We start from the raw sequence: 21,483 nt of genomic DNA, 5'->3' as shown, positions 1-21,483 counted from the left end.
CAGTGCTTAGAGGCCGTCCAACTATGAAAACACCCACCCAGACCAACGCAATTGACTTCGACAGCGCCAAATTGCAACGTCTGGGGTTTGGTCAGCCCTCCCTGCGGCCGCAGCGCCCCATTACCCTTAACCAATTGCGCCAGCAACTGAACCAGCAATTGCAGGTCAGCCTGGAGCCGGAGCGTATCCTCGGCCTGTTCTTTCGCGAAATCCAGCGCCTGGTCCCGGTGGATGCCCTGCAGTACCGTCACGCAACCAGCGACCTGCGCCTGGAGTTCGGCCATCGCGGCCATCATTCAGTGAGCTACAGCCTGAGCCACGAAGGCGAGCACTTGGGTGAGCTGATCTTTCGCCGCAACCAGCGCTTCATGGAAGACGAACTGCACCAGCTCGAAACCCTGCTGGCTACCCTGCTCTATCCGATGCGCAACGCCCTGCTCTACCGCGCAGCCACGCGCAGCGCCCTGCGTGATCCATTGACTGAAACCGGCAACCGAATCGCCATGGACCAGACTCTGCAAAGGGAGATCGACATGGCCAAGCGGCACCTGAGCCCGTTGTCCTTGCTGATGCTGGACATCGACCACTTCAAGCGAATCAACGACACTCACGGTCATGCGGCTGGCGATAGCGTGCTGCGCGAAATCGCCACCACGATCAAAAACCAGTTGCGCAACGTGGACATGGTGTTTCGGTTTGGCGGGGAAGAGTTTCTGATCCTGCTGTCGAATACCGGCCGAGAGGCCGCCGCCATGGTCGGCGAGCGTTTGCGCCAGGCAGCACAGGCACAGGATTACTGGGTGGAGGGGACGCGGATCGAATTGACGGTGAGCCTCGGCTGCTCAACCTTGTTGGCCGCCGAGTCGGCTGAAAGCCTGCTGCGCCGGGCCGATAACGCTTTGTACGTGGCCAAGCGCGAAGGCCGCAACCGCTTGGCGATGGCGGGGTAAGCCCCCCGCCATCACGCTTGCATCACGCCTCGCTGGCGACGCGTGCCGGGCGCTCGCGAACGGCCGCGAGCATCTTGTCGTTGTCTTTTTCCAACCGCATGCAGCTTTCCAGAAACAGGTACATGTAGTCGTAGCTCTTGCAGACGGCCTGGCGCAGCTCGACCTGCAAGGCCTTGCTCGGGTTCATCCCGGCCAGGGTACAGATGATTTCCAGGGCCTCCCAGGGGTGGGCGTCGTCGTACTGGGCGTGCATCTTCAGCCACTTCATCGCGCGCTTGCGGTCTTCCTCGGGGAAGGCGGCGGCATAAACACCGGTCGAACACACCACGGCGGACCACTCCCCAGTCGCCCCCTCGATGGCATAATTGGTTGCGGCAATTGCAACGATCAGCGCATCGGACGAACTGGTATGCCAGCACCAGTGGCTCAGGGCATGCAATTCCGGAGGTACATTCTGCGCCTGCAACTCCTCCAGGCTCACGCCATGGGCACGCGCCCAATTCACCCAATAGTCAGCGTGGTTCAGTTCCACGCGAATATTGCGCATCAGCCAACGTCGCGCCATATCCTCCCCAGGATGGCGGGCAAACTTGGTCTTGGTGAGGTTCTGTGCCATGTACAAGGCAAACTGTTCCACCACCGGCCAGCCACCAATCAGGTAGTGGCGCATGGTCTTGGCGCTGAGCGTGTTGTCGCGCATGCGCTGGTACAGTTCGTGCTCGACAACTCGGCGCTTGCTCTCGCTACAGTCCTGGATCAATTGTTGCGCCCAGGCGGGGTAACTCGAGGCTTCCATAAGCGGGCCGGTTCTGTTGAATGTGTCGATCACTGTAGGGCTCCTTTTTTAGTGTGATAGTACAGACCAGCAAATGTTTCAGCGGAATGTGCCGGGCGCCTTGAATAACAGAGGCTGCGGACGCACAGGTCGACACTGCAAGCTATCAAAGGTAAACAATTGCGGGCGTTCAATCAGGTAGCCCTGAGCGTAATCCACACCGATCTCAAGTAACGCCTGTTCGATGTGCGTGGTTTCAACAAACTCGGCAATTGTGCGCTTACCCATGACGTGGCCGATGTGATTGATCACTTCGACCATGGCGCGGTTAATCGGGTCGTCCAGCATATCCTTTACGAAACTTCCATCGATCTTCAGGAAGTCTACAGGTAAATGTTTGAGATAAGCGAATGAGGACATTCCGGCGCAAAAGTCATCGAGGGAAAAATGGCAACCTAAGGCTTTGAGTTCATTAATAAAACGGATTGCACTGCCGAGATTGGCAATAGCACTCGTCTCGGTTATTTCAAAACATATCATTTCAGGCGGGATGTTATAAGCCGCGAATTTCTCATGTAGAAACCCCAGGAAATCGTCATCACCAATGGTAATGCCTGACAGATTGATCGCACACATAGCCATGGGCCGGCCCGGACGCTCATGCATGCACTTGGCGATGATCTTGAATACGTTCTCGACCACCCAGCGGTCCAGCGATGTCATCAGGCCGTAACGTTCGGCGGCCGGGATAAAGCTGTCGGGCAAGATGATGCGCCCCCCTTCATCGTGCAGTCGCAACAGGATTTCGATATGCCCACTGCCGGCGTCGGTATGGCCCAACGGCGAGATTTCCTGGGAGTACAGGCAAAAACGGTCTTCCTCCAACGCCATGTGCAGGCGCTGCACCCAGGCCATCTCACCGAAACGCAAAGACAATTCCGAGTCATCGGCATGGTAGACCTGCACCCGGTTGCGGCCCTTTTCCTTGGCCATGTAGCACGCCATATCTGCCGCCCGCAACGACGTTTCGAGGGTGGTCGGGGTTTGTGAGATATGCACCAGGCCGATACTGACGGTGGTCATGAACGGCCGTCCCTTCCACACAAAATGCAGGCTCTGCACGGTATGGCGCAGGCTTTCGGCGATTCTTTCCGCCACCGGCGCCGGACAGTTCTCCAGCAGGATGCCGAACTCGTCGCCGCCCAACCGAGCCAGCGTGTCGCCTTCGCGCAGGTCCGACTGCAGCAGCGCACAAATATGACGCAGCAGCTCGTCACCGGCCGCATGACCACAGGTGTCGTTGACCAGCTTGAACTGGTCCAGGTCGAGGAACATCAACGCATGCCGCCCACCCTGCTGGCGCCCCACTTGTTGCAGCACCTGCTCCAGGCGGTACTCGAACTCACGACGGTTGGCCAGGCCGGTCAAGGCATCATGGGTCGCTTGCCACGACAGGTTGGCGATGTACTGGCGCTCCTGGGTCATGTCGTGCAGCACCAGTACCGCACCGCTGACTTTGCCGGCGCTGCGGATCGGTGCCCCCACCAGCGTCACCGACACCGTACTGCCGTCCAGGCGCTGGATCAGCTTGGAATGTTCGCTGCCGCCACCAAGCCGGCCCTTGATGATGCGCTCGATCAGGGTAAAGCCGTCGGGCTCGGCGCTTTCGTCCAGCAGTTTGAACAACGCCGCCAGGGGCAGGCCTTGGGCCTGGGCGTTTTTCCAGTGGGTCAACGCCTCCGCCGCTGGGTTCATGTAGGTGATGGCGCCATCGACGTCGGTGGTGATCACCCCGTCGCCGATCGACTCCAGGGTGATCTGCGCCCGCTCCTTCTCGACTTGCAGGGCATTGGCGAAGGCATGGCGCTGGGCCAGAAGCTTGTGGGTACGCAGCAGCGCCAGAACAATCAGCCCCAACGCGGTGGTCAGGTTGGTGATCAGCAACAGCCGCAAAATCATCCGCGAGCCCTCGCCCAAGGCATCGCTGAATGCCTTGGCCGCCGGGGTCACGCCGTCATTGATCGCAATGATGTGCGCCTTCCAGTCGCGCACGTTGTCGCCACTGACTTGATTGGCGCTGATCGCCCGGTGCATCGACTGGGCCAGTTCATCCAGCTGCACCAGATAGCCATCGCCCACGGTCCACAGTGCGATGGCTTTTTCCAGGTAGCTGAAATGGCGAAAGTTGAGGTACAGCCAGATCAGGCTGGAAACGTCATCCGGGTGGTTGCCACCCTTGAGAATACCCAGGCGCGCCGCGGTGAGGTCGGGGACGGGACGGTCGAGGGCAATGCGCAGCTCGTGCCCACCCTGTGGCACGGCGATGGCGTGCTGATACTTGAGGTAAGTGGCTTCGTCGCGATTATCGGCGTAGAGGGTCAGGTAATAGATGGCATCTTTCTGCCCCTTGGACCAAAGACTTTCGCCAGCCACATAGCCACGCACCGCTGAAAGCACGTAGAGACTGACGCAACCCAACAATGCCTGGAACAGCACAACGGCAATAAAAGGCCAGACAATGCCCAACAACCGTGGTGTTCCGAGAGTTCGTTTTTGCTTCATGAAGTCCCTTGCACATGCACAGCTGAATACGCACGCGAAAATCCGCCCCCGACAGCACAGCCTAAGCTAACTCAACGCACTTGTTGCAGGTGACCATACAGCTTGGCGTACAACCCGCCATCGGCAATCAATTGCTGATGGTCGCCATCTTCGGCGATATGCCCACCATCGAACACCAGTACCCGATCGGCCTGTTTCACCGCCGACAGGCGATGGGCGATAATCAGTGTAGTACGCCCGCTGAGAAACCGCGCCAGCGCCTGATGCAGGTTGTACTCGGTGGCGGCATCCAAAGCGGAGGTCGCCTCATCCAGAATCACCACCTTCGGCTCGGCCAGCACCATCCGCGCTATCGCCAGGCGCTGGCGCTGGCCGCCGGAAAAGCGCACGCCGGAACGCCCCACCACGCTGTCCAAGCCCAAGGGCAGCGCCCTGACGGTAGCATCCAGCTGGGCGATCTCCAATGCCTGCCAGCAGGCCTGGTCGGAACGGGTACGGCCCATGGTCAGGTTGGCGCGCACGGTATCGTTGAACAACGCCGGATGCTGCAGCACCACCGCAACGTTTTCACGAATGGTTGCCAGGCCGATCTCCTGCTGGGTGGCACCGCCAAAACGGATACTGCCCGCCTGCGGGGTATACAAGCCCAGCAGCAGTTGTACCAAAGTACTCTTGCCGCCACCACTGGCACCGACGATGGCGACCTTCTCTCCGGGCGCAATACTCAGGTTAAGCTGGTCGAGGACTAAATCTTCGCCGTAGCCGAAATTGAGGCCCCGCACATCAATACCGACCGTTTCATGCCCGGTAAACGGATCTTCGCCACCGGCATATTGCGGCTCATCGGCGCGCGCCAGCAGCTCGTTGATCCGCGTCAGCGCCCCACCCGCCGCGTAGTAGGCGTATTGCAGGTTCAACAGCTGCTCCACCGGGCCGATCATGAACCACAGGTAACTGAACACGGCGAGCATCTGGCCAATCGACAGGTCGGAAAACAACACGGTGAGCATCGCCGCGGCCCGGAAGATGTCGATACCAAACTGGAACAACAACCCGCTGGCGCGGCTGGAGGCGTCGCTTTTCCATTGGGAATTGATCGCATAATCGCGCACTTCCAGGGCACGCTGGCCGAGGCGCCCGAGGAAAAAGCCCTGGCGGTTGCCGGCGCGCACTTCCTGGATGGCGTCCAGGGTTTCGGTCAGCGCTTGGGTAAAGCGTGAGGTGCTGTCGTTTTCCAGCTTCTTCAGGTGTTTGACGCGTTTGCCCAACTGCACCGTGGCGTAGATCACCAGCGGGTTGAACAGCAGGATCAACAACGCCAGTTGCCAATGCATCCACACCAGAATGGCCGAGGTGCCCACCAGAGTAAGCATGGCCACCAGGAAGCGGCTGAGGGTTTCACCGACAAATTTATCCAGAGTATCGAGGTCGGTGACCAGATGCGTGGTGACCGTGCCGCTGCCCAGGCTTTCATATTCGCCGAGGGAAATGCGCTTGAGCCGTTCGATCAGGCGCACGCGGATGCGGTACACGATGTCTTTGGCCAGCCGCGCGAACAGCCGCGCCTGCACGACGTTGAATACCAGCGCACCGCAGCGCAGCAGCAGGGTCACCAGCAGCATCAGGCCGATATAACCGGCGGCTTTCTGCCAGCCCAGCGGTAAGACGTGGTTCATCACCTTGAGCGCGGCGTCGCCGTGGCCCAGCAGTACTTCATCGACCAGCAGCGGCAACAGCAACGGAATGGGCACACTGCACAGGGTCGCCAGCACGGCGACGCCATTGGCGAGCCACAACGACTTCTTGTGACGCAGGGCCAGGCGACGGATTTCCGCCCAGGTCAGGCGATCAGTGCGTTTGCTCGGCTCGAGGTCAGGCTGGTCATGCACAGGTTGCTCGCTCCAGCCATCGAGCCAGCAACGGCGACAGCTCGGACAGCGGCTGGTAACCATTGGTCAGCAAGGCCAACTGGCCATTGCGCTCGGCCAACAGCGTCGGGAAACCGGCGATGCCCAGGTCCTGCACCCAGGTGAAATCGGCGGCCGTCGCCACGTGTTGCTCGGCGCGGTCAAACTCACCGGCAAACTCGATGCGCGGGATGCCCGCCTTCTCCGCCAACTCCACCAGCACACTGGCGAGGGTCACATCGCGGCCCTCGACATAAAACGCACGCTGGATCAGCCCCAGCAGCTTCCACGCGCAATCCGGCGCCAGGCTGCGGGCAGTGACGATGGCGCGGCAAGCAGGCTCGGTGTCATAGACGAAACCGTCGGGCAATGCGCCTTCAAGCTTGAACGGCTGGCCGGTGGCCTCGGTGACCGCCTGCCAGTGCTCCAGGATGTAGCGCCGGGTCGTAGGCTCCAGCGCCGCGCCGCTGCCGGTGCGCAAGCCGCCCACCACCAGGTGCAGCTCCACGCCGGCGGCCTGGGCCTGCTCCACCAACGCCTCGGCCACCGGGGCAAAGCCCCAGCACCAGGAACACATCGGGTCCATTACATAGAGCAGGCGCGCGGACATGGCTCAGGCCTCGGAAGGGGTTTGCTTGTAGTTGAAGCCAATCGGGTGCGGCATATTGCGGGCCTTGGCCAGTTCAATCTGCTTTTGCCGGTCGATCGCACTGCGACGGGTCTTCTCCGGCAGCTTATCCCAGCAATGCGGGCAACTGATGCCGGCCACATAGTGCTCGGACGCACGGTCTTCGACGCTTACCGGCGTGCGACAGGCATGACATTGATCGTAGTCGCCTTCGCTCAAGTCGTGGCGGACCGTCACGCGATTGTCGAATACAAAGCAGTCGCCCTGCCATTTGGTTTCTTCCTGGGGCACTTCTTCGAGGTACTTCAGGATGCCACCCTTGAGGTGGTAGACCTCATCGAAGCCTTCGCTGAGCATATAGCTCGACGCTTTCTCACACCGAATGCCGCCGGTGCAGAACATCGCGACCTTCTTGTGCTTGGCCGGGTCGAAGTTGGCTTTGATGTAGTCGGGAAATTCGCGAAAACTGGTGGTTTTCGGGTCGATCGCGCCTTCGAAGGTGCCAATGGAGACTTCGTAGTCGTTACGGGTGTCGATCAACAGCACTTCCGGGTCGCTGATCAACGCGTTCCAGTCCTTGGGGTCCACATAGGTGCCGACTTTCTTGTTCGGATCGACGCCTTCGACGCCCAGGGTCACGATCTCTTTCTTGAGCTTGACCTTGGTGCGGTAGAACGGCTGCTCGTCGCAGTACGATTCCTTGTGGTCGATGTCGACCATGCGCGGATCGTTCTTCAGCCAGGCGATCAGGCCATCGATGCCTTCGCGGCTCCCGGAAACAGTGCCGTTGATGCCTTCCTCGGCGATCAGCAAGGTGCCTTTGATGCCGTTGTCGACCATTGCCTGCAGCAGGGGTTCGCGCAGGGCGACGTAATCTTCGAGGGTGACGAACTTGTACAGTGCCGCCACGACAATCGGTTGAGTCATGGGTGTTCTCTCCAGGTGGCTACCCTCGTAAAGGGTGAACCGGATGCAAAAAAAACGCGCCGGCTAAGCGGCGCGTTGCGGATTCTAACAAATGCCCGGTGTCAGAGACACCCGCTCATTAATCATGCCCGCCGGCGCAGGTCGGCGAGGCCGGGGCTGCGTCGATTTTCGCCCATTCGTCAGGCGTGTAGGTATGCAGCGCCAGCGCATGAAACTCGCTCATCAGATCACCCAGGGTGGCGTAGACCTTCTGGTGGCGCTTGACGCGGTTGAGCCCCTCGAACTGCGGGCTGACCAGCACGGCCTTGAAATGGGTCTGCAACCCGCGGCTGTGCATGTGGCTTTCATCCAGCACACTCAGATGGTCGGAGCCCAGGGCGGCAAGCGCCGTTTCGATACGCTGTTGCATGGTCATTCCTGCTTACTTCTTCTTGGCCGGTGCGGCGGCTTTCGGCATCAGCTCGTTGGTCATGTCTTCCAACAGCTTGTTCACGACCGGCACGGCGCTTTCCAGCTTGGCCTGGGTCATCTGGGCCGATTGCTGGGTCAGTTGCGGCATTTTTTCCAGGACTTTCTTGCCCAGTGGCGACTGGTAGAAAGCGACCAGGTCCTTGAGCTCGGATTCGCTGAAGTTGCTGGTATAGAGCTTGACCATGTCCGGCTTCAGCTTCGGCCAGCCGATGGCCTGGTCCAGGGCGGCATTGGCCTTGGCCTGGTAGCTGTCCAGTACGGACTGCTTGGCGGCAGGCGCCTTGGTCTGTTCGAAACGCTGGGCGAACATTTGCTGCACTTGCATGTACACCGGGGTACCCAGCTTGTCGGCGTGGGCCAGGGTAAGGAAGGCTTCGGCACTGGCGTTGTGGCTGGCGGTATCGGCAAGAACCTGGCCGCTGGCGCAAACCAGAGCAACCGCGGTACAGATGGCACGAAGACGAGTCATCGAGTTTCCTTTTCTAGCAGGCGAGGTAAGACCCCAAGGGCGCCCATTCTGCGCCTAAAAAACCTTATGGCTCAACCCCGCCCCTTGTCGGACGTGGATTTGCCGATGAAAAGTCTTTTAGGGAACCCGCCCGGCCGATCACAGCCTAAACTGCGCAAACGAACCTGAAGGAGTGTGCCCGATGAGCCGTATCGAAACCGACAGCCTGGGGGAAGTTCATGTCCCGGAGGACGCTTACTGGGGCGCGCAGACCCAACGTTCGCTGGTGAATTTCGCCATCGGTGAACAACGCATGCCGCTTGCGGTGCTGCACGCCCTGGCCCTGATCAAGAAGGCCGCTGCACGGGTCAACGACCGCAACGGCGACCTGCCCGCCGATATCGCCCGCCTGATCGAACAGGCCGCCGACGAAGTGCTCGACGGGCAGCATGACGATCAATTCCCATTGGTGGTGTGGCAGACCGGCAGCGGCACCCAGAGCAATATGAACGCCAACGAAGTCATCGCCGGCCGTGCCAACGAGCTGGCGGGCAACAAGCGTGGCGGTAAAAGCCCGGTGCACCCCAACGACCACGTCAACCGCTCCCAGAGCTCCAACGACTGCTTCCCCACGGCCATGAGCATCGCCACCGTGCAGGCCGTGCATCAACGGCTGCTGCCCGCCATCGCCAATCTTTCCGGCGGTTTGGCGGAGCAAGCGGCCAGGCACATGAAGCTGGTGAAAACCGGTCGCACCCACATGATGGACGCAACGCCGATCACCTTCGGCCAGGAACTCTCGGCCTTTATTGCCCAACTCGACTACGCCGAACGCGCGATCCGTAGCGCCCTGCCCGCCGTGTGCGAGCTGGCCCAGGGCGGCACCGCCGTCGGCACCGGGCTCAATGCGCCCCACGGTTTTGGCGAGGCGATTGCTTCCGAGCTGGCGGCGTTGTCAGGCTTGCCGTTCGTCACGGCCCCCAACAAGTTCGCCGCCCTCTCCGGCCATGAGCCTTTGGTGACCTTGCACGGCGCGCTGAAAACCCTGGCCGTGGCGCTGATGAAAATCGCCAACGACCTGCGCCTGCTGGGCTCCGGCCCCCGCGCCGGGCTGGCCGAAGTGAAGTTGCCGGCCAACGAGCCGGGCAGCTCGATCATGCCGGGCAAGGTCAACCCGACCCAGTGCGAGGCGCTGACCATGCTGGCCTGCCAGGTACTGGGCAATGACGTGACCATCGGCCTTGCCGCCAGCCAAGGGCATTTGCAGTTGAACGTCTACAAACCGGTGATCATCCACAACCTGCTGGAATCGATCCGCCTGCTGGCCGATGGCTGCAATAACTTCCAGGAGCACTGTGTCGCCGGTCTCGAGCCTGACGCTACGCAGATGGCCGAGCACCTGGAGCGCGGGCTGATGCTGGTCACGGCACTCAACCCGCACATCGGCTATGACAAGTCGGCAGAGATCGCCAAGAAGGCTTACGCCGAAGGCCTCACACTACGGGAGGCCGCGCTGGAGCTGGGCTACCTTACCGATGAAGAGTTCGAGCAATGGGTCCGCCCTGAGGACATGCTCGGCAACTAGGAGGCCATGCGCACGCGCCGGGCCTTGAGCCCGGCGAGCAACGACGGAGCCAACGCCACCGTCGCCGAGCCCAGCACCACCACCAACGCCCCGGCATAGCCCAGGGCGTTGATCTCTTCGGCCTGCACAGCGTCCGGCCACCACCACGCGGCAAGGGCCACCGCGACAAATGTCACCAGGGGCGTGAGCGCCAGGGTCGCACTGACCCTGGACGCTTCCCAATGGGCCAACGCCTCGGCGAAAGCGCCATATGCCACCAGGGTGTTCATGCAGCAGGCCAGCAACAGCCAGCCTTGCAGCGGGCTCAGGTCCAGCGCTTCCAGTGGATGCGCCCAGGGTGTAAGCAGCAAGGCACAGAACAGGTAGATCACCATCATCACCTGCAGCGAATTCCACACCGTCAGCAGTTGTTTCTGGCCCAGGGCGTAGAACACCCAGATGGTGGTGGCCAGCAGGATGGTCAGCACCCCGGCGGTGTAGGCCCCAAGGGACGTCAGCAGTTCGTCCAGGCGCTGGTTGAAGAACAGGCCAAAGCCGATGATCAGCACCACCAGGCCCAGCCCCTGCCCCAGGCTGAAGCGCTCCTTGAACACAAACACGCTGGCGACCATCAGAAAGATTGGCCCCATCTGCACCACCAGTTGGGCGGTACCAGGGCTGAGCATCTTCAGGCCAACCAGATACAGCACGTAGTTGCCCACCAGGCCGCACGCCGCCATGACCACCAGCCAGCCGCCCCTGGGGCCGAGCACCTGGCGGCTGGGCAAGCGTTTGGTGAGGGCGAGGTAGACGAACAGACAACCGCCGGCCACCGTCAGGCGAAACCAGGTGACGGTGATCGGGTCCATGACCTGCAACACTTGCTTGAGTTTGATGGGCAGAATGCCCCACAGCAGCGCGGTCAGCAGGGTCAGGAGAAAACCATAGACCCAGCGGCCGGAAGAGATGTGCATGAGTGCCCCAGAAGCCAGAGGGAGTGGAGCCGCATTCTAGGGGCACCCGATGCACTTTGTGTAGCGAAGATCAGCGCACCGCTTCGAACAACCCGGTCGCGCCCATGCCGCCGCCCACGCACATGGTCACGATGCCATAACGCAGATTGCGTCGTTGCAACTCACGCACCAGGTGCCCCACCTGCCGCGAACCGGTCATGCCGAAGGGGTGCCCGATGGCGATCGAACCGCCGTTGACGTTGTACCTGGCATTGTCGATTTCCAGGCGATTACGCGCATACAGGCACTGCGAGGCAAACGCCTCGTTGAGTTCCCACAGGTCGATATCCGCCACCTGCAAGCCCTTGGCCTTGAGCAGCTTGGGCACCGAGAACACCGGGCCAATGCCCATCTCGTCCGGCTCACAGCCCGCCACCGTGAACCCACGGAAAAACGCCTTGGGCTTGAGCCCCAGCGCCAGGGCTTTTTCCAGGCTCATCACCAAGGTCATCGAGGCGCCGTCGGACAACTGCGACGAGTTGCCCGCCGTGACCGATCCATCCTCGGCAAATACCGGTTTCAAGCCTTGCAGGCTGGCCAGCGTGGTGTCCGGACGATTGCAATCATCACGGTCAACCACCCCCTCGAGCACCTGCACTTCACCCGTGTGCTTGTCCTCAACCTTGTACTTCACGACCATCGGCACGATTTCATCACTGAACAGACCTTCAGCCTGGGCCTGGGCCGTGCGCTGCTGGCTCTGCAGGGCATACAGGTCCTGCTCTTCACGGCTGACGTGATAACGGCGCGCGACGATCTCGGCGGTCTGGCCCATGGGAAAATACAGACCCGGCACCTGCTCCTTGAGCAACGGGTTGATCAGGTGATCGGTGTTGACGCTTTTCATGGTCAGGCTGATGGACTCGACGCCACCGGCAATAATGATATCGCTGCAACCCGAAGCGATCTGGTTGGCCGCAATGGCAATCGCCTGCAAACCCGACGAACAGAACCGGTTGAGGGTCATGCCTGCCGTCCCGGTGCCCAACTGCGAGAGCACCGCCACGTTACGCCCGATGTTGTAGCCCTGGGCGCCTTCGTTGGAGCCGGCGCCGACAATGCAATCCTCCACACTCGCCGGATCGATGCCATTGCGTGCGAGCAGCGCGTTGACGCAATGGGCCGCCATGTCATCGGGGCGGGTCTGGTTGAACTTGCCGCGAAAGGATTTGGCCAGGCCGGTTCGCACACTGTCGACGATCACTACTTCACGCATGGGCTACCTCGATCTTGTCATTATTGGGAGAGCCTTCGAGGATAGATCCAGGCCCTCCCAACCGCGACGATCATTCACCCCGCGTATGCAAAACCATGATGGTGTAGTGAGCGGGCTTGCCGCGCTGGGTGGCGCAGCCGCCCCAAAACCAGACACCGCGGTCTTTCTGAAACACCACAGTTGCTGGGTTTCATGGATAAATTGTGGGAGGGGCGGTGCGACGATTCGACTTGCTCCCGATGGCCTGCGTAGCAGGCCCACTTTTGAGGCCGCTGCGCGGCCTATCGGGAGCAAGCCCCCTCCCACAGTGACCGCGTTAATCCTTAACTGACTGGCATTAGGGCAAGCCCGCTCACTACCGTTTCTTGTCGTGCTTGTGGGATTTGGCGAACGCGTCTTCCAGCGCCCGGTTGATCGTGCGCAGCACCTTGACCCGCGCCCAGCGCTTGTCATTGGCCTCCACCAGGGTCCAGGGCGAAACTTCGGTGCTGGTGCGGTCGACCATATCGCCCACGGCGGCGCGGTAGTCGTCCCACTTGTCGCGGTTGCGCCAATCGTCTTCGGTGATCTTGAAACGTTTGAAAGGGATATCTTCACGGGCCTGGAAGCGCTCCAACTGCGTCTCCTTGTCGATGGCCAGCCAGAACTTGACCACAATCACGCCCGCGTCGCGCAGTTGCTCTTCGAAGTCGTTGATCTCGCCGTAGGCACGCATCCAGTCGGCCGGCGAACAGAAACCCTCGACGCGCTCCACCAGTACGCGGCCATACCAGGAACGGTCGAACACGGTGAACATGCCGCGTGCCGGTATTTTCTGCCAGAACCGCCACAGGTAAGGCTGGGCGCGCTCGTCCTCACTGGGCGCGGCAATCGGCACGATATGGTATTGGCGTGGGTCGAGCGCCGCCGCCACACGACGGATCGCCCCGCCCTTGCCCGCCGCATCATTGCCTTCAAACACGGTGACCAACGCGTGCTTGCGCATGCGCTTGTCGCGCATCAGGCCGGAGAAACGCGCCTGTTCGGTAATCAGCTGTTCTTCGTAATCTTCTTTTTCCAGACGCTGGGTCAGATCGAGGGCGTCCAGCACGCTCTTCTTGTCCACCGAAGCGATCAAGGGCGCCGGGTTCATGCCGCTGGATTTACCCTTGGCCAGCTTCAAGGCGTTTTGCAACCCTTCGAGCAGCAGCTTGCCCACCGTGAGGCTGCGATAATGGGCATCGACCCCTTCGATCACATGCCACGGCGCGTAGTCGCGACTGGTTCGGCGCAGGATACGTTCACCGAAATGCACGAACTTGTCGTAGGTCTTGGATTGCTGCCAGTCCAGCGGGCTGATGCGCCAGCTGTGCAATGGGTCATCCGCCAGCGCCTTGAGGCGAGCCTTCATCTGCTTCTTGGATAGGTGAAACCAGAACTTGAAGATCAGTGCCCCTTCATCACAGAGCATCTTTTCCAGGCGCTCGGCACCGGCAATGGCCTGATCGAGACGGGCGTCCTTGATCTCGCCGTGCACCCGGCCTTGCAGCATCTGGCTGTACCAATTGCCGAAGAACACCCCCATGCGCCCCTTGGCAGGCAACTGGCGCCAGTAGCGCCAGGCCGGAGGCCGGGCCAATTCTTCATCGGTCTGCTGGTCGAAGGTGCGCACCTCGATCAGGCGCGGGTCCATCCACTCATTGAGCAGCTTGACCGTCTCGCCCTTGCCGGCACCTTCGATGCCGTTGATCAGAATGATCACCGGAAAACGCTTCTGCTGCTGCAGTTCATACTGCACTTCCAACAGCGCTTCGCGCAGCGCCGGCACTTCGGCGTCGTAAGTGTCTTTGTCGATGGCGTGACCGATTTCGGCGGATTCGAACATGGGGCAGCTCCGTTTCAAGATGGCTCAAGACTAGCGGATTGGGCTGCAGTGCGCGGGAGGAAATTCGATGTGCACTTGCCTTGGGTCAATTCAACGCCCCGTGATCGGCTAGAATGGCCGCCTTGCCTTTGCCTGCTGTTTTTTTATGAGCTGCCCATGACTCCCATCACCCACGCCCAGCTCGACTGGGATGACCAAGGCCGCCCGCACTCGCGGGTGTTCGACGATGTGTACTTCTCCGATCAGTCGGGCCTTGAAGAAACCCGTTATGTGTTCCTTGAACAAAACCGTTTGCAGGAGCGCTTTGCCGCCTTGCCGGTAGGCGAGCATCTGGTGATTGGTGAAACCGGGTTTGGCACCGGCTTGAATTTCCTGTGCGCCTGGCAACTGTTCGAGCAGCACGCGGTAGCCGGTGCACGGCTGCATTTCGTCAGCGTGGAAAAATACCCCCTCAGCCACGCCGACCTGCGACGTGCCCTCGCCCTCTGGCCCGAACTGCAACCGTTCGCCGAACAACTGCTGGCGCAGTACATTGCCATCCACCCGGGTTTTCAGCGCCTGGTGCTGGATAATGGCCGCGTGACCCTGACGCTGTTGATCGGTGATGTACTGGAACAATTGCCGCAACTGGACGCGCAGATCGATGCGTGGTTCCTCGACGGTTTCGCCCCGGCGAAAAACCCAGAGATGTGGACAGCCGAGTTGTTTGCCGAACTGGCACGCCTGGCCGCGCCGGGTTCGACCATCAGCACCTTCACCAGCACCGGCTGGGTGCGCCGCCTGATCAATGCCGCCGGGTTCAAGATGAAGCGCACGCCGGGTATCGGCCACAAGTGGGAAATCCTGCGCGGTGAATTTCGCGGTTGGCCGAGCGATGCGACCCCCCCGCCGGCAACCAAGCCCTGGTTCGCGCGACCGGCGCGTGGTGCCCACGGCGAACGCAAAGCCCTGGTGATCGGTGGCGGCCTGGCCGGTTGCGCCACCGCCGCCAGCCTGGCTGCACGCGGTTGGCAGGTGCACCTGCTGGAGCGCCATGAGGCACTCGCCCAGGAGGCTTCCGGCAATCCGCAAGGCGTGCTTTACCTCAAGCTTTCAGCCCACGGCACTGCCTTGTCCCAGATGATCGTCTCCGGGTTCGGGTACACCCGTCGTTTGCTGGAACATCTGCAGCGCGGGGTGGACTGGGATGACTGCGGTGTGTTGCAACTGGCCTTCGATGCCAAGGAAGGTCAGCGCCAGGCGCAACTGGCCAATGCGTTTGCCCCGCAGTTGCTGCACCCGCTGAACCGGGAACAGGCGCAAGCCAAGGCGGGAGTGGCACTGGCACACGGCGGGCTGTTTTACCCCGAAGGCGGTTGGGTACACCCGCCCGCCCTGTGTGACTGGCAAGCGCGTCAGCCTGGCATCTGCGTGCAGCCTCTTCACGAGGCGCTCGAACTGCGCAAGGTCGATGGTCAATGGCAGGCCTGGGGCGGTGAACAGCTGCTGGCCAGTGCACCGGTGGTGGTATTGGCCGGTGCGGCCGAAGTCCAACGCTTCGCCGACCTGCCGCTCAAGCGCATCCGCGGGCAAATCACCCGTTTGCCGCAAACTGTCGAGAGCGCCGCACTCAAGACGGTGGTGTGCGCCGAAGGCTATGTGGCCCCGCCGCGCCTGAGCGAACACACCTTGGGCGCCAGCTTCGACTTCAAGAACGATGACCTCACGCCCACGGCCGCCGATCACGCCGGCAACCTGGCGCTGCTCCAGGACATCAGCGCAGACCTCGCCCAACGCCTGCATGCCGAAGCCCTCGACCCTGCCCATCTGCAGGGTCGCGCAGCCTTTCGCTGCACCAGCCCGGACTACCTGCCCATCGTCGGCCCGCTGGTTGATCGCGCGGCGTTTGACCGGGCCTACGGCATATTGCGTAAAGACGCCCGCCAGGTTCCGGATGCGCCCTGCCCCTGGCTCGACGGCTTGTACGTCAACAGCGGCCACGGCTCTCGCGGCCTGATCACCGCGCCACTGTCCGCAGAACTGCTGGCGGCCTGGATCAATGACGAGCCACTGCCGGTTGCCGCCAGTATCGCCGAAGCCTGCCATCCGAACCGCTTTGCCGTGCGCGCGTTGATTCGCGCAAAAGCAGGCTGAGCGCCCCTCAGGGCAAGGGGCAGATCCCCAGGTCATCGATGCGCAAGGCATCCTCGCTCAGGCGCCGGATCTCGGCCGCCTGGGCTTGTTCCTGCTCGTGCAGGATCACGTTCATCTGGTCGCGATAATCGATGTCACTCAGCGTCAGGCTCAAGTCGAACACCTCGTTCACACGCCGGTTGTACGGCTGATTCAAACGCTCGAAACGGCTGCCGAAGACGCGCTTCAGATAGTCTGTCCAGAACGGCAGCTCGACCAGATAATTCAACAGGCGCGACGACATTTCAGCCGTCTTGACTTGCTGCTCGGCGCTGTCCAGCGCACTGAGCGTCACCCCACCCAGGCGCGCAAAGCGCATATGCAGGGGTTGCCCCGGCAGGTGGAAGCGGTCGACCAGCCCAGTGCGGTAAGCGAGGCTGACTTCCAGCGGATCGACCGCAGGGTTGCTGTCACTGTGGCGGCGCGCGATACCTTCCAACTGGTCCAGTCGAAACAATCCCCTGGCCAGTTTCAGCAGCGGTTTGGCCGTCAGTACCCGGCCCTCGATCAAGCGCGTGGCGTCGCTGATCTCCGTGAGCACTTCAAGCGTGCTGAAATTGTTGGCCGCCGCATCATCGCAACGCAGCGGTGTGGCGGCGCGCTGAAATACCTCCTCACGCAAATCCTCGTCGTCGGCGGCGGCCATCAGCACGCGCCACACTCGCCGATCAAGGTCTTCATGTACAAAGTGCGCATCCGCTGTGCCGCCCAGTTCGGCAAGCAAGTTGAACAGGCCGTCGGAGCCCGGCTCATCCGCAAGGCCTTGCCACACCCGGTTCTTTTCAGCGTAATGGCTCACCCCGTCATCGCCTAACCACAGCTCCCGGGCGCGCTGTTCGCTCAAGCGCACAAGGTCATCCTCAAGGAAACCCATGCCGGTGCCGTGGTTGAGCCGATAATTCTTCAGCGCCAGTCGGCTGGAGAATGACAGCGGGTTGAGCCGCAGGTTGAATGCCTCGGTAAACCGTCGGGGCATGGTGAACAACCAGTCCGGCAATACCTTGATTTCGTTCTGGCGCAAGTCGACATGCTCCAGCCACGGCAACCGCCGGCAACCCTCGGGAAAGTCGGTGAGCTTGCAATTGCGCAGCAGCAGTTCGCGAAGGTCGAGCATCTTCCCCACTTGCGGCACGTCAATCAGCGGGTTTTCGCTCAGGTTCAGCGAGTGCAGGTTGCGCAGGCCGGCCAGCTTGCGAAGGGTGTGTTCAGTCAACTGCAACTGATTGTTGGCCATGTGCAACCGCACCAACTGCGGCATTTGCCCGAGTACTTCGGGCAGCCGCGTGATGTGATTCTGTGTCAGGTCGAGGGTGTGCACCGCCTTGAAGTGCTTGAGAAAATACGCAACGTCATCGCCCAGGCGCATATTTCTCAACGACAAACGCTGAACATGCTCGAATTGAATGGACGACGGCAACGTCGGCAAGCCTCCCAACAGCATGCCGTCGAGTTCAAGGGTCGGCACACGCAAGCCGTGCTCGTCGCGCGCCAGGCTCATCCGCCGCCAGCACCGCTCGATCAGGTTCATGGCCTGGAGCCGGCTCAGGCGCTGATCCCAGGGCGCAATCGCTTCGCTGTTACTCGGTGCCCGCTGATTGCTCCAGGTTTTCAGCGCACCGTGCAGTGAAGCGAACTCACCTTCAAGCGCCTCCACCCTCATGGCCCGGGACACGTGGTCGTGGCCGGCATCCTCGATCAATCGTGAAATTTCCACGTCGCTCAAAAGCGGATACAACTTTTTAAGCTTACGCACCAGCGCCGGCGGATGCGCGGCGGGCGTCCTCAGTTGCGCTTGAATACAGGACGTCGGCGCGGCTTCAGGCATGCCCCGCTCTGGCCACAGGTAGCCCTTCACGCGATGTCGTTCGCCCTGGGACTTGAAACGCAGTTGGCTGCGCAGTTGACTGCCGGTGCGCGCGCCGGCCAGGCGCAAGGCAGTGCGCTGGGTATCCAACAGGCAATCGACGATTGCCTGATACAAACCGTCCGGGCCGGTGATGTGCGCGCCGAGATTATGGCCTTGCTCGTCAAACACCTGAAAACCCTCGGCGGACTCGACGATCGTACGGCGCACTGCCGCTCCGGCAGGCCCGACCTGCTCAAGGAGGCGTCCGGTCAAATGCCCTTCGCGCACTTGGAACGAAAAATCCCGCGGCCAACCCGGCAAACGCTCAAGCGTGCCCAGCGCAATACGTCGCGTCCCCGTGTTGGCCAATTGCGGCCAAACCAGGCCCATCAGTGCCTGGTCCTCGTGCAATTTATTCAGAGCCTGTCGGGCTTTGCGCGCCAGGCGCAACGGAACGCGGCCGCTCTCATGCAAGACCCGGCGATCAGTCGTGCGGGCCTGGGAGGCCAGTTCCCTGGCCACTCGACGTGGCAACTGGGGATATAGCGCGATCAAAGGCTCCAGTTCCCCCTGAGCAACGCCTTCGTAATCCTGATAAAGACGACGATGCAACTGCGCATGCTGTGTGTTGACGGTCGCCAGCAGCTGCTTTCGAAGCACCTCGGGCGCCTGTTCCCGCGCAACGGTTTGCCCAAGCAGCTGTGTACGTTCTTCACTGCTGAGCGCTTGCAGCAGCACGTCCATCACCTGACCCTCCTTGAGCTGTTGCTCGGTGACAGGAACAGGCAGGCCCTCATCGTCGAAGGGTTCCCGGAACGCCAGGCTTTCGAGCACATTGCCCGGCTCGTCGCGCACCTCAAAAAAGCGCCCCTTGGGCCACCCCGGCATCAACGGCAAGGCGAGCATTTGCACACGCGCGGTGGCAGCATCGGCGCGCGCGCCCTGCTCAAGCGTATAGGTCAGCGCGCCGATTTTATGATGCAGGCGCCAGCGCGCCACGGCGTTCTGAACTCGCTCCGGCAAGGGTTCGTGCTCCAGGGCCAGGTGTTGCATGTCGGCCAGTGCCAGTTCGGTGATGGCCGCGAGGCTGTTCAACGGGTCCTCGGGCACTGCGCTCAACGCGGGATCGATCCGCCTCAGGTTATAAGAGGGCGAATACCAGTCCTGCGGACGCTCGAATGCGTGCTGCCAGCCACCCTGCCGGTTATGCTCCAGGGGCGGGCGCCAGGCCTCAGGTCGTCGCGGGTGCAGGGCGCGCCACTTGCCCATGACCGGATCAAAGCTGATCGCATACAGGGCGCCATCGATGTTCGCATAGGCGCTCCCGTTGGCCTGGTAGATGCCTCTGGAGTCGACGTCCCATCCGCGCTGGAACATTTCCGGCGGCTGGCTGTACGGCGCCAGCCGCGGGCGCCACAGCCTCGGGCTCTGATCCTGCAAGGCGATGGGCTCGACTTTTTCAAAGAACCGCGAAGACCGAGTGAGCTGGCGTTTGAGGCTGCCAACGACTTTCCCGCCTGCGGCGAACAGCATCATGCCCACAATGTTTTCCGCCACGTTGAACAGGTGGTGGAGCGCCTCGTCCTTCTCGCCGTGAGCCCAGTCCTCGACGCCTTCAAACACCTCGCCGAGCAGTTGGCCGACAGCCACGCCCATCATCAGTTGGCCCAGTACCGGGACGACAAAACCCGCTACGTTGAGCGCGTTCAGCCCGATATCCAGATAGGTTTGCCGGCGTTGCTGCCAGGCCTCTTCATCCACTTCGGCCTTGGGCACCGCCAATACCAGGGCATCGAGCTGGATCTTGCCGATACAGGCCTGAACCAGGAAATCCGACAACCGTACCTGTATCGGGATCACTCGTAACGGGCCGACCTTGCGCGCCGTATCGTAGCGCTGGAAAAACTCCAGGCGCTCAGACTCATCCAGATAAGCCCCGAACGTTTTGCGGTAAGACTGCGCTTGCAACATCAGGCTCAGATAAAGCGTGAAGTCCTCCAGGTGCGCGTATTCGTACCAGGGGCGCAGCGGCTCGTTGGGCATGTAGACCACAAAATGCCTGGTCGGCAATTGGCCGGGGGGCTCCCGGCTGAACAGCATGACGCCCCACAGGCAGACGCTGTCGATATTCAGGCCTTGCCAGATCCACGGCTCATTGGCCGGAATCGAACTTTGCGATTCATCCGCCGGCTGGTCAGCCTTGATCAGGTTGAGCAACCCGTCGTAGGTCGGCTCGCCGAGGTAACCCTTGGCATAGGCGATATGCAGGTCCATTTGCAGGTCGAGGCTTTTGGATTCGCCAAGATCAAAGATTGTCCGATTGAAACCCTGCCCATCGGCGCCCGGCCCCCGCAGGTTGAATACGCTGCGCACGTGAGCCTGGTAGGCCGCCCCCAGATCCAGCTCACGGCAGTAGCCGACAAACTCGGTAACCGTCATGCCGGCGATGGCCTGCCCGGTAGCCGCGCTGCGCAGCAGCGCCGAAGCGGACAAGCCACCAGGTTCGGCCTGGCTCTCGGAAAAGTTTTTCATCGCCGCCTGCACCAGGCTGAGGGTCTCGACCGTCACGGTCTCTTGCAGGGCGCCTCCCAGGTCCGCGCCGACGCCCGACAAGCTGCGTTTTGACAGCTCCAGCGTGTCACGCTCCACTTCCACGCCCGCTACGCCCTTGCCCAGTAAAAAAGTGCTTAATCGCTCAATGCAAAACCTGTCCAGCGACTGCAGGCGCCCGAGCCGTTGCTGAGCACGCAGGCGCGTCTCCTGGCTGTCACGGTGGGTTTGTTCGATCGCTCGCAGAGTAGTGGACTTGGCCTCCAGCAGCCAATGCGGCAGCGTGGCCTGCAGCGCCCGGGCCTTGCCCAGGTCGCCGGTCATCTCCAGCAGGGCAGCCTCCATCTCGGCTTGGGTCACAGGCTTTGCGGCATTGAGCAACTCGCGTCTCGGCACCATCGACAACGTCTTCCTTTGCGTTGAATAACGATGGATACGATAAGCGCGAAATACAGGAAAACAGATTCGAATACCCCTGCATTGTCCTGTGCGATCAATGCAGATTTTCTATGCAAACTTGCGTTATTTGACGCCAATTCGCTGCACACCGCGCCCGACAAGGACCGGGCAAAAACCGATCGCGGCCACTT

The 21,483-nt window shown here is 61.4% G+C and carries 14 protein-coding genes; 3 read left to right on the top strand and 11 right to left on the bottom strand.

Annotation, left to right across the window (positions count from 1 at the left end):
• Nucleotides 1-23 precede the first annotated feature (23 nt).
• Entirely contained in the window at nt 24-950 is a 927-nt protein-coding gene (locus C9383_RS03055) for a GGDEF domain-containing protein (RefSeq protein WP_090369668.1), read from the top strand.
• Nucleotides 951-972: 22 nt separating this feature from the next.
• On the opposite strand, the gene C9383_RS03050 is transcribed toward C9383_RS03055, so the two are convergent.
• The 7 genes from C9383_RS03050 to C9383_RS03020 all read right to left on the bottom strand — a co-directional run bounded on the left by C9383_RS03050 (nt 973) and on the right by C9383_RS03020 (nt 8,689).
• Nucleotides 973-1,746, bottom strand: a complete 774-nt coding sequence (locus C9383_RS03050) for an iron-containing redox enzyme family protein (protein ID WP_218580644.1) — start codon at nt 1,744-1,746, stop codon at nt 973-975.
• A 78-nt stretch (nt 1,747-1,824) separates the two neighbouring features.
• A complete protein-coding gene (locus C9383_RS03045; RefSeq protein ID WP_090369666.1) occupies nt 1,825-4,287 on the bottom strand; it encodes an EAL domain-containing protein in 2,463 nt (820 codons plus the stop codon).
• 71 nt (nt 4,288-4,358) lie between these two features.
• Nucleotides 4,359-6,176 carry an ABC transporter ATP-binding protein gene (locus C9383_RS03040; RefSeq protein ID WP_060755928.1) on the bottom strand — a complete coding sequence of 606 codons (1,818 nt, stop codon included), beginning with the start codon at nt 6,174-6,176 and terminating at the stop codon, nt 4,359-4,361.
• Entirely contained in the window at nt 6,169-6,771 is a 603-nt protein-coding gene (locus tag C9383_RS03035) for a DsbA family protein (protein WP_174554057.1), read from the bottom strand. Before C9383_RS03035 ends, C9383_RS03040 begins: the two co-directional genes overlap by 8 nt.
• A 36-nt stretch (nt 6,772-6,807) precedes the next feature.
• On the bottom strand, nt 6,808-7,749 hold the full coding sequence (gene trhO / locus C9383_RS03030) for an oxygen-dependent tRNA uridine(34) hydroxylase TrhO (protein WP_090369661.1): 942 nt from the start codon (nt 7,747-7,749) through the stop codon (nt 6,808-6,810).
• Between the two features lie 118 nt (nt 7,750-7,867).
• Nucleotides 7,868-8,164 (bottom strand): BolA family protein, encoded by a 297-nt coding sequence (locus C9383_RS03025; protein WP_060755931.1) that lies wholly within the window; start codon nt 8,162-8,164, stop codon nt 7,868-7,870.
• Between the two features lie 6 nt (nt 8,165-8,170).
• Nucleotides 8,171-8,689, bottom strand: a complete 519-nt coding sequence (locus tag C9383_RS03020) for a DUF2059 domain-containing protein (RefSeq protein ID WP_060755932.1) — start codon at nt 8,687-8,689, stop codon at nt 8,171-8,173.
• 181 nt (nt 8,690-8,870) lie between these two features.
• Here C9383_RS03020 and C9383_RS03015 point away from each other — a divergent pair, with 181 nt between their 5' ends.
• Entirely contained in the window at nt 8,871-10,253 is a 1,383-nt protein-coding gene (locus C9383_RS03015) for a class II fumarate hydratase (protein ID WP_090369659.1), read from the top strand.
• On the opposite strand, the gene C9383_RS03010 is transcribed toward C9383_RS03015, so the two are convergent.
• The 3 genes from C9383_RS03010 to pap form a co-directional block, all read right to left on the bottom strand.
• The gene (locus C9383_RS03010; protein WP_090369657.1) at nt 10,250-11,206 is read right to left on the bottom strand and encodes a DMT family transporter; all 957 of its coding nucleotides are present in this window, start codon (nt 11,204-11,206) and stop codon (nt 10,250-10,252) included. The genes C9383_RS03015 and C9383_RS03010 overlap by 4 nt on opposite strands.
• A gap of 70 nt (nt 11,207-11,276) precedes the next feature.
• Nucleotides 11,277-12,461: a thiolase family protein gene (locus tag C9383_RS03005; protein WP_090369655.1), complete on the bottom strand. Its 1,185-nt coding sequence runs from the start codon at nt 12,459-12,461 to the stop codon at nt 11,277-11,279.
• Between the two features lie 355 nt (nt 12,462-12,816).
• On the bottom strand, nt 12,817-14,325 hold the full coding sequence (gene pap / locus C9383_RS03000; RefSeq protein WP_090369652.1) for a polyphosphate:AMP phosphotransferase: 1,509 nt from the start codon (nt 14,323-14,325) through the stop codon (nt 12,817-12,819).
• A 156-nt stretch (nt 14,326-14,481) separates the two neighbouring features.
• Here pap and mnmC point away from each other — a divergent pair, with 156 nt between their 5' ends.
• Complete coding sequence (mnmC, locus tag C9383_RS02995; protein ID WP_090369650.1) at nt 14,482-16,458, top strand: bifunctional tRNA (5-methylaminomethyl-2-thiouridine)(34)-methyltransferase MnmC2/FAD-dependent 5-carboxymethylaminomethyl-2-thiouridine(34) oxidoreductase MnmC1; 1,977 nt, start codon at nt 14,482-14,484, stop codon at nt 16,456-16,458.
• A 7-nt stretch (nt 16,459-16,465) separates the two neighbouring features.
• Here the strand turns inward: mnmC and C9383_RS02990 are convergent, their stop codons facing one another.
• The gene (locus tag C9383_RS02990; protein ID WP_090369647.1) at nt 16,466-21,292 is read right to left on the bottom strand and encodes an NEL-type E3 ubiquitin ligase domain-containing protein; all 4,827 of its coding nucleotides are present in this window, start codon (nt 21,290-21,292) and stop codon (nt 16,466-16,468) included.
• Nucleotides 21,293-21,483: the final 191 nt, after the last annotated feature.

The sequence above is a fragment of the Pseudomonas palleroniana genome (genome assembly GCF_003031675.1).
Classification (GTDB): domain Bacteria; phylum Pseudomonadota; class Gammaproteobacteria; order Pseudomonadales; family Pseudomonadaceae; genus Aquipseudomonas; species Aquipseudomonas palleroniana.
Note: the sequence above shows the minus strand (reverse complement) of the source record. Positions and strands in the feature narration are given on the sequence as shown.

Excerpts from the sequence above, each read along its gene's own strand:
- C9383_RS03055 (WP_090369668.1), top strand. The coding sequence starts at position 24 with ATGAAAACACCCACCCAGACCAACGCAATTGACTTCGACAGCGCCAAA.
- C9383_RS03050 (WP_218580644.1), bottom strand. The coding sequence starts at position 1,746 with ATGGAAGCCTCGAGTTACCCCGCCTGGGCGCAACAATTGATCCAGGAC.
- C9383_RS03045 (WP_090369666.1), bottom strand. The coding sequence starts at position 4,287 with ATGAAGCAAAAACGAACTCTCGGAACACCACGGTTGTTGGGCATTGTC.
- C9383_RS03035 (WP_174554057.1), bottom strand. The coding sequence starts at position 6,771 with ATGTGTTCCTGGTGCTGGGGCTTTGCCCCGGTGGCCGAGGCGTTGGTG.
- trhO (WP_090369661.1), bottom strand. The coding sequence starts at position 7,749 with ATGACTCAACCGATTGTCGTGGCGGCACTGTACAAGTTCGTCACCCTC.
- C9383_RS03025 (WP_060755931.1), bottom strand. The coding sequence starts at position 8,164 with ATGACCATGCAACAGCGTATCGAAACGGCGCTTGCCGCCCTGGGCTCC.
- C9383_RS03020 (WP_060755932.1), bottom strand. The coding sequence starts at position 8,689 with ATGACTCGTCTTCGTGCCATCTGTACCGCGGTTGCTCTGGTTTGCGCC.
- C9383_RS03015 (WP_090369659.1), top strand. The coding sequence starts at position 8,871 with ATGAGCCGTATCGAAACCGACAGCCTGGGGGAAGTTCATGTCCCGGAG.
- C9383_RS03010 (WP_090369657.1), bottom strand. The coding sequence starts at position 11,206 with ATGCACATCTCTTCCGGCCGCTGGGTCTATGGTTTTCTCCTGACCCTG.
- C9383_RS03005 (WP_090369655.1), bottom strand. The coding sequence starts at position 12,461 with ATGCGTGAAGTAGTGATCGTCGACAGTGTGCGAACCGGCCTGGCCAAA.
- pap (WP_090369652.1), bottom strand. The coding sequence starts at position 14,325 with ATGTTCGAATCCGCCGAAATCGGTCACGCCATCGACAAAGACACTTAC.
- mnmC (WP_090369650.1), top strand. The coding sequence starts at position 14,482 with ATGACTCCCATCACCCACGCCCAGCTCGACTGGGATGACCAAGGCCGC.
- C9383_RS02990 (WP_090369647.1), bottom strand. The coding sequence starts at position 21,292 with ATGGTGCCGAGACGCGAGTTGCTCAATGCCGCAAAGCCTGTGACCCAA.